Consider the following 14,243-nt stretch of genomic DNA (forward strand, 5'->3'; position numbering starts at 1 on the left):
GCAAAAAAGCCCTCGGACCTCGTGCTGGAGCACGGAGTCCGAGGACCTTGCGATCCCCCGGGGTCGATCAGGGCAGCTTGACCTGGATCACCGCATTCGCGATGCTTGCGTACAGCACGGAATCATGGATGGCGATGCCACCGGGGCGGTTGATCACGCCTGGCAGATCACCCGCTGCGAATCCCTTGCGTCCCACCTGGCCCACCAGGGTACTGACCTGGCCGGCCGGGGTGATCTTGCGGATCACGCTGTTGGCGGGGTCGGAGACATACACGTTGCCGTTCTTGTCCACCGCAAGGCTGGCTGTTTTGAGCGATTCTCGCCAGTCCACCGAGAACAGGGCGGCGGTGCCGGTGCCGTCGGCATGGCCGGGTGCGGCATTGGGGTTGCCTGCCAGCGTGGTGACCACGCCTTCTGGCGTGATCTTGCGGATGGTGGGGCCCAGTTTGGCGCTGTAGTACAGGCCATCGACCACGTAGACGTTGCCCGCCGCATCGGTGGCCATTTGGCCCAGCCATGCGAACTGTGCGGCCTGGCCTGTGCCATCCCGGTGCCCCACCGTGCCCTCGCTGCCTGCAAACAGCGTGGCCGTTCCTTTGGTATCGACCTTGTAGATGGCGCCCAGGTAGGTGGACACATAGACGTTGCCTGCTGTGTCTGCCGCAATGCCGGTCAAGGCGTTGGAGAGGAACCTGTTCATCAACGGTTTCAGGTCCGCCAGCAGCACGGCCTCGCACTTGCTCAGCTTCAGGATGCGCGAATCGATCGTGGTGTAAAGGTTGCCAGCGCCATCGGTGGCCAGGGCAAATTCACGTGACAGCAGTTCGTTGGACAGGCCCGTGATTGACGCGCATTGCCCGCCGGGCTGGCCCAGGGTGCGTACCACGCCGTCCGATTGCACCGTGCGGATGGTGCCGTTGCCCTTGTCGCGCACATACAGGGTGCCCGATGGACTGGCGGCCAGCGACCAGGGGTTGTCAAAGCGTGCATCGGCGCCCTGCGCATCGTTGGTGCCCGTGGAGGCCACGGGGCCTGCGGCCACCGTGTACGTGCCCTGCTCGGTGTAGCTGCGCAACTGCAGGAAGGGGTTGAGCCTGTCGCGGCCGTAGCTGCGTTCGGCCACCAGGAGCTGGCCGTCGGCCTTGGCCACCATGGCGAGCGGCTGGCACAGGTCACTCACGGCGAAGGTGATACAGGCGGCCTGGGCGCGGACCAGGGTCGTGACGCTGCCATCGCTGCCGATACGGTGGATGGATGGTTGGTTGATGACACCAAACACAGTGGTCGACGAGCTGTCCACAACGTTGTCCAGAACGAACAGACGATCCGCCGGGTCGAAGGTGATGGCCCTGATATTGCGGAACCTGCCACCAGACACCACAGTGGCTTGACCATCCGCAGTGTATTTTCGGATCACTTGGTCGTTGGAGTCTGCCGAATAGAGGGTTCCCGCAGAATCGGTTGCCAGGAGCAGGGGCTTGTAGGCCGTGACGCCGTAGCCCATGTTCGAGGGGCTCTGGCTGGCCTGGCCGACCAGGGTGCTGACTGTGCCATTGGCCGTGATCTTGCGGATCCGTCCCGACAGAGCGGGGTCCGTGCCCGACGAATCAAAGCGGCCGGTGGCTTCCGCCACATACACGCTGCCGGCCTTGTCCACGGCGATGCTGCTGGGGCTGCAGAGCGTGGCGCTGGTGCCTGCACCATCCTGGTTGGCGCAGACCCCTGCCTGGCCTGCCAGGGTGGTGACGGCGCCCGCTGGGGTGATCTTGCGCACCAGGTGGTTCCCGGTGTCTGCCACATAGGTGTTTCCGGCGGCGTCCACGGCCACTGCGGTGGGGGCATTGAACGCGCCAGGGCCCGTGCCGCCGGCCAGGGTGCTGACCTGTTCCTGGTTGGCGTTGAGCTTGCGGATCAGGTTGTTGCCGGTGTCGGCGATGAGCACTTCGCCCGAAGGGCCCAGGGCCAGTCCCGCGACCCGCGTGCTGAAGCTCGCCGAGTTTTTGCTGGCGCCATCCTGGTTGCCATCGCCAATCGGGTTGCCGGCCAGCAGCGACACGGCGGTGGCGGGGGCTGAAGGCGGCGGTGGGGCGGGTGGTTCACCCGAGTCGCCAGAGCCGCCTCCGCAGGCGGTGAGCATGGGGACCACCAAAGCGGCCAGCAGGCCGATGCGTTGCAGTCGTTCGTTGAGGGCGGTGTCTGGCATGAATTCTCCCAAGGTTGGATATCGGTTCTTGTCGCGCGGGGCGAGGCCGCGGCGCTTTATTGCGTCCCTTGCATTTCGTGTAACGTTTTGTTGCGCGAAAGCAAGCGTTGAGACAAGGGCTATTCCAACAGGGAGTGCTTCAGGAGTCTGTGATTCAGCGCACCTCTTTGGGGCGGAAAAGTGCATCCAGCACCGGCACCAGGCCCGGGAACTCCTGCGTGAAGCGCGCGCGGTTGACGAAGTACGCCTCGCAGGCCACAGCAAAGAATTCCGAGGGCGAGGTGGCGCCGTAGGCATCGAGCCAGGGCATCTCGGCGCCGAAGCGTTCGGCCTTGATCACCGCCTCGCGAAAGTCCGCGTACGCGGGCTCCCAGGCGTTCCACCAGGCCTCGTACGCGCCGCGGCCGGTGCGGGCGCCCATGAAGCCTGCGGGCAGGGGCGGACAGCCGTTGGGCTCGCCGCTGCCGCGCATGTCGAGCTTGTGTACGAACTCATGCACCACCACGTTGGTGCCGCGCTCGGTGTTTTCACGGCCGTTAGAGGCGTGCTCCCAGCTGAGCATGATGGGGCCGCGGTCCATGGCCTCGCCCAGCAGCACCTGCTCGTGTTCGTGTACCACGCCGGCTTCGTCCACGGTTTGCCGTTTGGCCACGGCCTCGCCGGGGTGCAGCACGATGCCGACGAAATCGTCGTACCACGCGAGGGCCTTGGCCGGGTCGCCCCAGTGCAGCAGGGGCAGGCAGGCCTGGGCGGCGATGTCGATGGCCATGGCGTCGGTCACCTCCATGCCATGCGCGCCGTGAAAGCGCTTGTGGTGCAGGAAGAGGGCGCTCAGTGCGCGCAGCTTGGACTGGTCGTGCAGCGACAGCGCGGCCAGGAAGGGGTAGCGCTGCAGTGTCTGCAGCCACAGCGTGGCCGAGATGTCGGGCACGGGGGCCACGGTGGTGCGCACGCGGCGCCAGAGCCGGTTCAGGATGGGGGGCATGGTGTCAGAGCATGCCAACAAAAGCATGCACTTGGAATCAAGACCCCTCTTACCTGGGGCCGAGGGTGAGGCGTTCCAAGCCCGCTTTCGACAAACGCAGTGTTTCCAGGCGTGGGGGCAATGCGGCAGCGTCCCAGTCGCTCAGAACCACCCGCGTGAGCCCGGGCGCGAGGGCGTGCAGGGCCGGGCGGTGGGTGTGGCCGTGGACCAGGGTGCTGGCCCCGGCGGCCTGCAGCCAGGCGATGGCGGCGGGGCTGTCCACGTCGGCGTAGGTGGCACCCGATTGCTTCTTGTTCTCGCTCTCCTGGCGGATGCCGCGCGCCTGGGCGCGGCGCGTGGCCAGGGGCTGGGCCAGAAAGGCCTGCTGCCAGGCGCTGCTGCGCGCCTGTACGCGAAAGCGCTGGTAGTCGACATCGGCGAGGCACAGCAGGTCGCCGTGGCTCAGCACGATGCGCTGGCCGTCGAAGACGAGCACGGTGGGCTCCGCCAGGCCGACCATGCCTGTGCGCTGCAGAAAGGACGGACCGGCCAGGAAGTCGCGGTTGCCGTGCATGAAGAACAGCGGCAGGCGCCGGGATGCAGCGAGCAGCGCGGCGCAGCCCTCGGCCTCGAAGCTGCCGGGCTCGTCGATGGCATCGTCGCCCACCCAGACCTCGAACAGGTCGCCCAGGATGAACAGGGCATCGACCGGGGTGGTCTGCAGGTAGTGCCGGAACGCGGCCACGGTGGCGGGCTCGCTGGCCTGCAGGTGCAGGTCCGAAATGAAATCGACCGTGCGCCAGTGCGAGGGAGCGATGAGCTCCTCGAACCGGGGCACGGTCGTGGTCACGGGGGTGACGGCTAGAGCGCTGGCTTACAGGGCTACAGCTTTTTCGATGATCACGTCTTCCTTCGGCACGTCATCATGGAAGCCCTTGCGGCCCGTCTTCACGGCCTTGATCTTGTCCACCACGTCGGCACCGCCGACCACCTTGCCGAACACGGCGTAGCCCCAGCCCTGGGCCGAGGGGGCGGTGTGGTTCAGGAAGCCGTTGTCGGCCACGTTGATGAAGAACTGGGCGGTGGCCGAGTGCGGGTCGCTCGTGCGGGCCATGGCCACGGTGTAGTTGGCGTTCTTCAGGCCGTTGTTGGCTTCGTTCTGGATCGGGGCGTCGCTGGGCTTTTGCGCCATGCCGGGTTCGAAGCCGCCGCCTTGCACCATGAAGCCGGGGATCACGCGGTGGAAGATGGTGTTGTTGTAGTGGCCCTTGTTCACGTAGGCCAGGAAGTTCTCGGCCGACTTGGGCGCCTTCTCGGCGTCGAGTTCGAGGGTGATGACGCCGTAGCCGGCGATGTGCAGTTCGACTTGGGGGTTGCTCATGGCAATGCTTCTTTCTGAAAGGGGCAGGGAGGGGGTTACTTCACGACCGTGGCGGAGGTGATGATGACGGGGGTGGTGGGCACGTCCGCAGCGGCGGTAGGCACGGCCTTGATCTTGTCGACCACTTCGGTGCCGCTGATGACCTTGCCGAACACGGCGTAGCCGTTGCCGTCCGGGCTGTTGGCGGCGTTGAGGAAGTCATTGTTCTTCACATTGATGAAGAACTGCGCGGTGGCCGAATTGGGGTTGCCCGTGCGCGCCATGGCCACCGTATAGGTGTCGTTCTTGAGGCCGTTCCGGGCCTCCAGCGGGATCGGCGGGTTCGTGGGCTTTTGCTTCATGTCGGTCGTGAAGCCGCCGCCCTGGATCATGAAGGTGCCGATCACGCGGTGGAAGATGGTGCCGTCGTAGTGCTTGGCGTTGACGTAGGCCAGGAAGTTCTCCACCGACTTGGGCGCCTTGGCAGGGTCGAGCTGCAGCACGATGTCGCCCATGGACGTGGTGAGCTTGACCTTGGGGGCGTCCTGCGCGTGGGCGGGGGCCGACAGGCCGACCAGGGCCGACAGTGCGATGCTGGCCAGCGACAGGGCCGCGTTTCTCTTGGAAATCATCCAATCACTCCTTCAAAGAATATTTGCCATTGCTGGCCTTTGCGCTTCCAGTACTGGCGCTTGACGGGGCCGGTGCGTGCGCCTTCGGCGACTTCGCCGAACGTTACCACCATGGTGTCGGCAGCGTCTGTCCAGCGCAGGTAAGACTTGTCTTTCAGCTGTATTTCGCGGCCCTTGAGGGCGCGCGTTTCGGCCTGAAGCACGCTGGTCCACTCGGCCAGCGGCTTCTGGCGGTGGCTCTGGAAGTCGCTGGCGTAAAAGCTGGTCAGCCGCGCCATGTCGCCCTGCGACTTGGCGGTGCGCCAGGCGTTAAGCACGGCCTCGAAGGCATTGCGCTCGGCCTGCACGCTGTGCGCGGCCACCCACTGCAGCTGGCGGGCAATCACCACGGGGGTGGAGCGGGGCTCCACCTGGCGCAGAATGCGCTCCAGGTCGGGGTTGGCCAGCACCACGCAGCCATCGGTGGCCAGGGGCGCGCGCGCAAACTGCTCGGGCGGTGTGCCGTGCAGCCAGATGCCGCTGCCGGTCTTGCCGCGGCTCTGGTCCAGCGGGTTGGGGTAGTTGATGGGCAGGGCCCCGGCGCCGTAGAAGTCCTTGAGCGTGGCAGGGTCGAGCCGGCTGGTGATGAAGTACACCCCGAGCGGCGTGCGCTGGTCGCCCTCGACGAGCTTTTCGATGCCGAGTTTGCCGACCGAAGCGTAGTAGTCGGCCACCAGCGTGAGGCCCTTGGGCGTGTTCTCGAACAGGTACAGGCGCGAGCGCGAAGCGTCGATGGCAATGGCATGGCGCGAGCGCGAGGACAGCTCCAGGAACTGGGCCGGAATGCGGTCGGCACCCGGGCGGTTCTTGTGCGCCTGCACGCGCTGCAGCGATTCGGTGCGCAGTTCGTCGAGCATGCCGCCGGCCTCGGGCGCACGCGCGGCGTCGGCCTCGGGCACGTCGCCGAGCTTGCGCACGGGGCGCACGCGGGCGTTGAGCAGATCGCCCAGCGCCAGTTGTGCCAGCTGGAAGTTGGGGTAGTCGCGTGCCAGGCTCTCGGCATGGGCCAGGGCCTCACGGCCACGGCCTTCGCCGGTGAGCCTGTAGACCTCGAGCAGGCGGGTTTCGGCCTGGCCGTCGCGCAGGTTCTCGGGGGCCTTGGCCGGCTTGGCGGCGCCGGAACCGCGCATGCGGCTTTGCGGATTCTGGGCGACGGCGGGCACTGCCTGCGCAGCGGCAGCCAGCAACAGCACAACGGCCGCCGTACGGCGGCCCCAGCGGGACGAATCCACCATCATCTCCGTAGGTCGGTCAGCGGCTGGTTCGAAAATATTCGCCAGCCCACAGGGTGGGCGCCGTCGCCATGTCGTACACCACCATCAGCCGCCGGTGGATTCCCGCACGATGGCCCAGCGGCCGCCGTTTTGCACCAGGTCCAGCGTCTTGCGGCTGGTCACGTTGAGCGCGTCGGCGCTGTAGGCCTGGCGAAAGCGTGCCGTGGCCTTGTTGCCGCTCACGCTCACGGTGATGTCGGAGACCTGCACGGCAATCTTGGACTTGCCCACGATGCGCGATTCGCGCTCTTTCTCCCACGTGGCACGGGTCTGGCGGCCTGGCGGGTCGAAATCCTTGTCGTAGGCGCCCAGGTAGGCCTTCATGTCCTTGGCGGCCCAGGCGGCAGCCCAGGCCTGCACCGCCGCAGTGACTTCCTGGGTGGAGGCAGCCGGTGCCGCTGCGGCGGCTGGGGCTGGTGCAGCGGCTGCCGCCGGAGCAGGCGCCGCGGCTGCCGGGGCGGGCGCCGGTGTCGGTGCCGGTGCGGGGGCTGCTGCTGGCGCAGGCGCCGGTGCGGCGGGTGCAGGCGCAGGGCGCTGCGTGGCCACCACGGCGGGTGCGGGCGCAGGCGCTGCCGCGGCAGGGCGGGCCTTGCCCGTGGGGTCGGCCGAGAACAGCTCGCGGATCAGCGCCAGCTTGGGCTTGACGGAGTTGGCGTTGGTTGCGTCGAGCTGCAGTGCCTTGTTGTAGGCCTGGCTGGCCAGCTTGGCGTAGATGTCGCCCAGGTTCTCGTGCGCAGTGGCGTAGCTGGGGTTGGTGCGAATGGCCATTTCCAGCGCGGTGCGGGCCTTGTCCAACTGGTTCTGGTTGGCATAGAGCACGGCCAGGTTGTTGTACGGCTCGGGCAGCTCGGGGTACTCTTCGGTCAGCTTGGTGAAGGTGGCGATGGCCTCGGTGGGCTTGCCCGAGTCCGACTGGGCCACGCCGCGCAGAAAGCGCAGCTGCGGGTCGCGCGGGCTGGTGGCCAGGCGCTGGTCGGCCTTGGCCAGGGCTTCGCCCGCCTTGCCGGCCTTGAGCAACTGCGTGATGTCGGCATAGTCGTCGGCCGCGTGCGCCAGGGTGGTGCCTACCAATGCCGTCAGGGCCAGCAGGCGCAGGAGTCGGGGGAGGGTGCGGCGGACGGGTTGCTTCATGAGGGTATGGAAGGTGATGGGCAGCGTCGGACCCTGGCGGGGCTTATACTGCGGCGGATTGTAGCTGAGGGGGTGGTCATGACGGTGCGCTGTTGCCGCTGGTGATTTCGATGGGCGTTCGCTGGCGAACGCGCCCCCCGAGGGGCCTGTTCCCGCTGCTGCCGGGTGAACGGGCTTCATCCACACCCCCTGCCGATTTCCCCTGACTGACATCCCATGAGTTTGCGCATCTACAACACGCTTTCGCGTGAGTTGGAGAACTTTTCCCCGCTCGAACCTGGCCATGTGCGCATGTACGTGTGCGGCATGACCATTTATGACCTGTGCCATATCGGTCACGCCCGCATGATGATGGCGTTCGACGTGGTGCAGCGCTGGCTCAAGGCCAGCGGCCTGCGCGTGACCTACGTGCGCAACATCACCGACATCGATGACAAGATCATCAAGCGGGCGCTTGAGCGTGGCATCACCATCCGTGCCCTCACGGACGAGATGATCGCCGCCATGCACACCGACATCGCGGCCCTGGGCATCGAGCCACCGTCCATCGAGCCGCGCGCCACCGAATACGTGCCGCAGATGCTCGCGCTGATCGGCGCCCTGGAAGGCAAGGGCCTGGCCTACCGCGCCAGCAATGGCGACGTGAACTACGCGGTGCGCAAGTTCGACGGCTACGGCAAGCTCTCGGGCAAGTCCATCGACGAGCTGCGCGCCGGCGAGCGCGTGGCCGTGCTCGATGGCAAGGAAGACCCGCTTGATTTCGTATTGTGGAAATCTTCCAAGCCCGAGGAGCCACCAGAGGCGAAATGGGACAGCGAATTCGGCTCGGGCCGCCCCGGCTGGCACATCGAGTGCTCGGCCATGTGCGGCGCCACGCTGGGCGAGACCTTCGACATCCATGGCGGCGGCATGGACCTGCAGTTCCCGCACCACGAGAACGAGATCGCCCAGAGCGAAGGCGCCAACGGCAAGCCCCTGGCGAAGTTCTGGGTACACAACGGTTTTGTGCGCGTGGACAACGAGAAGATGAGCAAGTCGCTCGGCAACTTCTTCACCATCCGCGAAGTGCTGGCCAAGTACGATGCCGAGACGGTGCGCTTCTTCATCGTGCGCGCCCACTACCGCAGTGCCCTGAACTACAGCGACGCCCACCTGGACGACGCGCGCAATGCCTTGAAGCGCCTGTACACCGCGCTGAGCCTGGTGGCGCCGGCCCCTGTGGCCGCCATCGACTGGGCCGACCCCTATGCCGCGCGCTTCAAGGCCGCGATGGACGAGGACTTCGGCACGCCCGAGGCCATGGCCGTGCTGTTCGAGCTGGCGGGCGAGGTGAACAAGACCCGCTCGGCCGAGCTGGCCGGTCTGCTCAAGGCCCTGGCTGCTTGCCTGGGCGTGCTGCAGGGTGACCCACAGGCCTTCCTGCAGGCCGGTGCCGGGCTGGATGAGGCCGCCATCGGCGAGCAGATCGCCGCCCGCGCCGCCGCCAAGGCCGCCAAGAATTTCCCCGAGGCGGACCGCATCCGCCAGGCGCTGCTGGCCCAGGGCATCGTGCTCAAGGATTCGGCCTCCGGCACCACCTGGGAAGCCGCCCAGTGAGCGACTGAAAGACAGATAGACAGTTAGATAGACAGAAAATCAAGAACCGCATGCCCCCGAACGAAGAACGAATGAACGAACACGACAAGAAGAACAACCACCATGGCTGCGGTACGCAAAAAAATGGCTAAAGAAGAACTGTTGGCCCCCGAAGTCGCCGCTGCCGCTGAGGCCGCCGTATCTGCCGCTGCATCGTCGTCTGCCGCGGCACCCGCCAGGTCCGTGGTGGTCTCCACGCCCGCCTACTGGGCCGAGGCCTGCAAGCACCTGATGAAGAAGGACCGGGTGATGAAGCGCCTGATCCCGCAGTTCGGTGATGCCGCGCTGCAGACCCAGGGCGATGCTTTCACCACCCTGGCGCGCTCCATCGTGGGCCAGCAGATCTCGGTGAAGGCCGCGCAGACCGTGTGGGAGCGCTTTGCCCAGTTGCCGCGCAGCATGAAGCCGGCCAGCGTGCTCAAGCTCAAGGTGGACGACATGCGCGCGGCCGGTCTCTCGGCCCGCAAGGTCGACTACCTGGTGGACCTGGCCCTGCACTTCGATGGCGGCAAGCTGCACGTGAAGGACTGGGCCTCGATGGACGACGAGGCCATCATCGCCGAGCTGGTGGCCATCCGCGGCATCGGCCGCTGGACGGCCGAGATGTTCCTCATCTTCTACCTGATGCGGCCCAATGTCTTGCCCCTGGACGACGTGGGGCTGATCGGCGGCATCAGCCACAACTACTTCTCGGGCGAAACGGTCAGCCGCAGCGAAGCCCGCGAAGTCGCCGAGGCCTGGAAGCCATGGGCCAGCGTGGCGACTTGGTATATTTGGCGGTCCATGGACCCGCAACCTGTCGTCGCGTTCTGAGCTTTTAGACAGGCGTCAAACCAAACTCGTAACGCGTCGGTTACAGTGCGTGCCTCATTCATGGCACGCGCCCCTGGCGCGACCCAAGGAGAACAACGTTGGCGAAAAAGACCTTTCTGGATTTCGAGCAGCCGATTGCGGAACTCGAAAGCAAAATCGAAGAACTGCGCTACGTGCAGACCGAGAGCGCCGTCGATATCTCGGAAGAGATCGACCAGCTGAGCAAGAAGAGCCAGCAGCTCACCAAGGACATCTACGCCGAACTGTCGCCCTGGCAGATCACCAAGATCGCCCGCCACCCCGAGCGCCCCTACACGCTCGATTACGTGCGCGACATCTTCACCGACTTTGTGGAGCTGCACGGTGACCGCCACTATGCGGACGACCTGTCCATCGTGGGCGGGCTGGCGCGCTTCAACGGCCACGCCTGCATGGTGCTGGGCCACCAGAAGGGGCGCGACACCAAGGAGCGCGCGATGCGCAACTTCGGCATGAGCAAGCCCGAGGGCTACCGCAAGGCCCTGCGCCTGATGAAGACGGCCGAGAAGTTCAAGCTGCCCGTCTTCACCTTCGTCGATACGCCCGGTGCCTACCCCGGCATCGACGCCGAGGAGCGCGGCCAGTCCGAGGCCATCGGCCGCAACATCTTCGAGATGGCGCAGCTCGAAGTGCCCATCATCACCACCATCATCGGCGAAGGCGGCTCCGGCGGCGCGCTGGCCATCAGCGTGGCCGACCAGGTGGTGATGCTGCAGTACGCCATCTACTCCGTGATCAGCCCCGAGGGCTGCGCCTCCATCCTCTGGAAGACCAGCGAAAAGGCCCAGGAAGCGGCCGACGCCCTGGGCATCACCGCCCACCGCCTCAAGGCCCTGGGCCTGGTGGACAAGATCGTCAACGAACCCGTGGGCGGTGGCCACCGCGACCACAAGCAGATGGCCGCGTTCTTGAAGCGCGCCCTGGGCGATGCCTTCCGCCAGGTGGCAGACCTCAAGACCAAGGACCTGCTGGAGCGCCGCTACGAGCGCCTGCAGGGCTATGGCCGCTTCAGCGATACCAAGGCGGACGCGCGCTGAGCACCCGGCTGCCAACGCCTCCCCCAACGGCCCCTCGCGGGCCGTTGTTGTTTTTTGCGCCCGGTGCAGCCTGGGCGTGCCAACCCTCTGGCGCCGCAACCGTAACCGGATGTAGCATGGTTGGTCGCCGTCCGCTCGGGGGCGGGTGATTCGAAGGGGGCAGCATGTCGTTCCTGAAGACTCTCAAGGGCCAGATCCTTCTGGTCTCCGTCGCCTGCCTGGTGGCGGGTTTGCTGGCCCTGACGGTGGCCAACTACCTCACGGCCCGATCCCAGGCCTATGCCTCGCTCACGGCGCAGTCGCAGGCCCTGGCCCACAGCCACATCGAAACCCTGCGCGACTGGGCCCGCAGCAAGGCCACGGTGGTCGAGTCGGCCGCCGCCGCGCTCGACGATGCCGACGCCGCCAAGCCGCTGCTCATGCTGGCCAAGGCCGGCAACTTCCTGACCACCTACTTCGGCTACGCCGACAAGCGCACGGTGTTCTCGGAAAAGCAGAACCTGCCGCCCGACTACGACCCCACCTCGCGCCCCTGGTACAAGCAGGCGGCGGATTCGCAGGCCGCCATCCTGACGGCGCCGTATGCCGATGCCGGTGGCGCCGGCCTGGTGGTCACCTTTGCCAAGGCCGTGCGCGAGGGCGCGGGCGTGAAGGCCGTGATGGCGGGCGACGTGTCCCTGTCGGCGGTGGTGGCGAATGTGGCGTCGATCAAGCCCACGCCGGCCAGCTACGCCTTTTTGGTGGGGGGTGATGGCAACATCATTGCCCACCCCGACGTGAAGCTGGCCTTGAAGCCCGCGACCGACATGGCCCCCTCGCTCACGGCGGCGGCGCTGGCCGACATGGCCAAGCGCGCCGACCTCAACGCCGTGGACCTGCAGGGCCGGGCCATGCTGCTCACCGTGGCGCCCGTGACCGGCACCCCCTGGCTGCTGGCGATTGCGCTGGACCGTGGCGAGGGGCTGGCCGCCATCCGCACCATGCTGCAGGTGTCGCTGGGTGCGGGCATCGTGGTGCTGCTGGTGGCCCTGGTGCTGCTGGCGGGCATTCTCTCGCGGCGGCTGCGCCAGCTGACCCTGGTGCGCGATGCCATGCACGAGATCGGCGCGGGCGATGGCGACCTGTCGCGCCGCATCGACGCGCAGGGCGAGGACGAGCTGGCGCAGATCGCTGCCAGCTTCAACAGCTTTGCGGGCAAGCTCGCAGGCGTGCTGGCGCAGATCCGCGATGCCAGCAACTCGGTGCGCGTGGCGGCCGAAGAGATCGCCACCGGCAACCACGACCTGAGCGGGCGCACCGAGCTCACCGCGTCGAGCCTGGAAGAAACCTCTGCATCGATGCAGCAGCTGACCGAAACCGTGCGCCACAATGCCGACGCCGCGCGCCAGGCCAATCAGCTCGTGGCCCAGGCCTCCAGCGTGGCCCGGCATGGCGGTTCGGTGGTGGGCAATGTGGTGAGCACCATGGACGAGATCAATGCCGCATCGCGCAAGATCAGCGACATCATCGGCACCATCGACGGCATTGCCTTTCAGACCAATATCCTGGCCCTGAATGCTGCGGTGGAGGCCGCCCGCGCGGGCGAGCAGGGCCGGGGCTTTGCCGTGGTGGCCAGCGAGGTGCGCAGCCTGGCGCAGCGCAGCGCCGAGGCGGCCAAGGAGATCAAGCAGCTCATCAGCGCCTCGGTGGCGCAGGTGGAGAACGGCTCGCGGCTGGTACACGATGCCGGCGCCACCATGACCGACATCGTCAACTCGGTGCAGCGCGTGACCGACATCATGGCCGAGATCACCGCCTCCACCAACGAGCAGAGCACCAGCATCAACGAGGTGGGCCAGGCCGTCTCGCACCTGGACCAGATGACGCAGCAGAACGCCGCCCTGGTGGAGGAGAGCGCGGCGGCGGCGCAAAGCCTCAAGGACCAGTCGGTGCGCCTGTCGGAAGTGGTGGGCACCTTCCGGCTGTCCAACGACGGCGGCCACGCGGCGCCGCGGCTGGCGGGGCCGCACGACTGAAGCGCGCCAGCCGCGCTGTGTGGGTGGCCGCGATAATCGGCACCCATGTGCTGTTGTAGCCCCTCCTGTCAGCTTCCTCGCTTCTTGCAGATTGCCGGCCCGGCGTGCGGGGGCTGGGCGTGACCCAATCCTTCGATGCCGCCATGGCGGCCTTTGCACCTGCGCTGCCGCTGGCCGTGGGGCTGAGCGGCGGGGCCGATTCGACGGCCCTGCTGCTGGCCTGCGCGCGGCGCTGGCCGGGTCAGGTGCGTGCCATCCACGTACACCACGGGCTACAGGCGGCGGCCGATGGTTTTGAGCAGCATTGCGCGGCGCTGTGCTCCGGCCTGCAGGTGCCCCTGGCGGTGCAGCGCATCGATGCCCGACCAGCGCCGGGCCAGAGCCCCGAGGATGCCGCGCGCCTGGGCCGCTATGCGGCGCTGGAAGCTGCGCTGCAGACCGCCCCCACGATGGCCGGCACCGCTGCGGTCGCCCTGGCCCAGCATGCCGACGACCAGGTGGAGACGCTGCTGCTGGCCCTCTCGCGCGGGGCCGGCGTGGCGGGCCTGGCGTCCATGCCCGGCCGGTGGGAGCGCGCGGGCCTGCCCTGGCACCGCCCACTGCTGCGCGTGCCAGGGCAGGCCGTGCGCGACTGGCTGCAGGCACAGGGGCAGGCGTGGGTGCAAGACCCCACCAACGCCGACCTGCACTACACGCGCAACCGCATTCGCGCGCAGATCCTGCCGGTGCTCGAAGCCGCATTCCCTGCTTTCCGCGACACGTTTGCACGGTCCGCCGACAATGCCGCGCAGGCCAGTGCGCTGCTGGACGAGGTCGCCCAGGCCGACCTGGCCCTGGTGGGTGTGCCGCCGCAACTGGCCGCGCTGCAGGCCCTGGGCCGTGCCCGCCAGGCCAATGTGCTGCGCCACTGGCTGCGCAGCATGCACCGCACCACGCCCAGCGCCGCGCAGCTGGCAGAGCTGCTCGACCAGGTGCTGGCCTGCACCACGCGGGGCCACCGCATCCACATCAAGGCAGGGGCGGGCTTCGTGGTGCGCTCGGGCACCGGGCTCGATTGGTACAATCCCCAGGTTTTGGTCCCTGGGGGCTGATCCGTGTCGT

12 protein-coding genes are annotated in these 14,243 nt (G+C 67.2%); 5 read left to right on the forward strand and 7 right to left on the reverse strand.

Translation table 11 applies throughout. The annotated features are described in order from the left end of the window. Nucleotides 1-67 precede the first annotated feature (67 nt). From AC0IZS_RS18710 to AC0IZS_RS18740, 7 genes are all read right to left on the reverse strand, one after another. Nucleotides 68-2,203: an NHL repeat-containing protein gene (locus tag AC0IZS_RS18710; RefSeq protein ID WP_471636974.1), complete on the reverse strand. Its 2,136-nt coding sequence runs from the start codon at nt 2,201-2,203 to the stop codon at nt 68-70. Between the two features lie 154 nt (nt 2,204-2,357). Then, on the reverse strand, nt 2,358-3,188 hold the full coding sequence (locus tag AC0IZS_RS18715) for a M90 family metallopeptidase (RefSeq protein WP_471636975.1): 831 nt from the start codon (nt 3,186-3,188) through the stop codon (nt 2,358-2,360). A gap of 49 nt (nt 3,189-3,237) precedes the next feature. Next, the gene (locus tag AC0IZS_RS18720) at nt 3,238-4,017 is read right to left on the reverse strand and encodes a UDP-2,3-diacylglucosamine diphosphatase (RefSeq protein WP_471636976.1); all 780 of its coding nucleotides are present in this window, start codon (nt 4,015-4,017) and stop codon (nt 3,238-3,240) included. A 24-nt stretch (nt 4,018-4,041) separates the two neighbouring features. After that, a complete protein-coding gene (locus tag AC0IZS_RS18725; protein WP_007854929.1) occupies nt 4,042-4,548 on the reverse strand; it encodes a peptidylprolyl isomerase in 507 nt (168 codons plus the stop codon). Nucleotides 4,549-4,583: 35 nt separating this feature from the next. Beyond that, nucleotides 4,584-5,159: a peptidylprolyl isomerase gene (locus AC0IZS_RS18730; protein ID WP_471636977.1), complete on the reverse strand. Its 576-nt coding sequence runs from the start codon at nt 5,157-5,159 to the stop codon at nt 4,584-4,586. Then, on the reverse strand, nt 5,156-6,436 hold the full coding sequence (locus AC0IZS_RS18735) for a L,D-transpeptidase family protein (RefSeq protein WP_471636978.1): 1,281 nt from the start codon (nt 6,434-6,436) through the stop codon (nt 5,156-5,158). The genes AC0IZS_RS18730 and AC0IZS_RS18735 overlap by 4 nt, the downstream gene beginning before the upstream one ends. 81 nt (nt 6,437-6,517) lie before the next feature. Continuing rightward, entirely contained in the window at nt 6,518-7,603 is a 1,086-nt protein-coding gene (locus AC0IZS_RS18740) for a L,D-transpeptidase Cds6 family protein (RefSeq protein ID WP_471636979.1), read from the reverse strand. Nucleotides 7,604-7,819: 216 nt separating this feature from the next. On the opposite strand from AC0IZS_RS18740, the gene cysS reads away from it, so the two are divergent. From cysS to tilS, 5 genes are all read left to right on the forward strand, one after another. Beyond that, on the forward strand, nt 7,820-9,199 hold the full coding sequence (gene cysS, locus AC0IZS_RS18745; RefSeq protein WP_471636980.1) for a cysteine--tRNA ligase: 1,380 nt from the start codon (nt 7,820-7,822) through the stop codon (nt 9,197-9,199). A 123-nt stretch (nt 9,200-9,322) separates the two neighbouring features. After that, the gene (locus AC0IZS_RS18750) at nt 9,323-10,051 is read left to right on the forward strand and encodes a DNA-3-methyladenine glycosylase family protein (RefSeq protein WP_471636981.1); all 729 of its coding nucleotides are present in this window, start codon (nt 9,323-9,325) and stop codon (nt 10,049-10,051) included. Between the two features lie 98 nt (nt 10,052-10,149). Continuing rightward, on the forward strand, nt 10,150-11,127 hold the full coding sequence (locus AC0IZS_RS18755) for an acetyl-CoA carboxylase carboxyltransferase subunit alpha (protein ID WP_471636982.1): 978 nt from the start codon (nt 10,150-10,152) through the stop codon (nt 11,125-11,127). A 164-nt stretch (nt 11,128-11,291) separates the two neighbouring features. Further along, nucleotides 11,292-13,142, forward strand: a complete 1,851-nt coding sequence (locus AC0IZS_RS18760) for a methyl-accepting chemotaxis protein (RefSeq protein WP_471636983.1) — start codon at nt 11,292-11,294, stop codon at nt 13,140-13,142. Nucleotides 13,143-13,261: 119 nt separating this feature from the next. Then, nucleotides 13,262-14,233, forward strand: coding sequence for a tRNA lysidine(34) synthetase TilS (gene tilS, locus AC0IZS_RS18765; RefSeq protein WP_471636984.1), 972 nt, complete (start codon nt 13,262-13,264; stop codon nt 14,231-14,233). Nucleotides 14,234-14,243: the final 10 nt, after the last annotated feature.

The sequence above is a fragment of the Acidovorax sp. AC410 genome, from assembly GCF_979253235.1.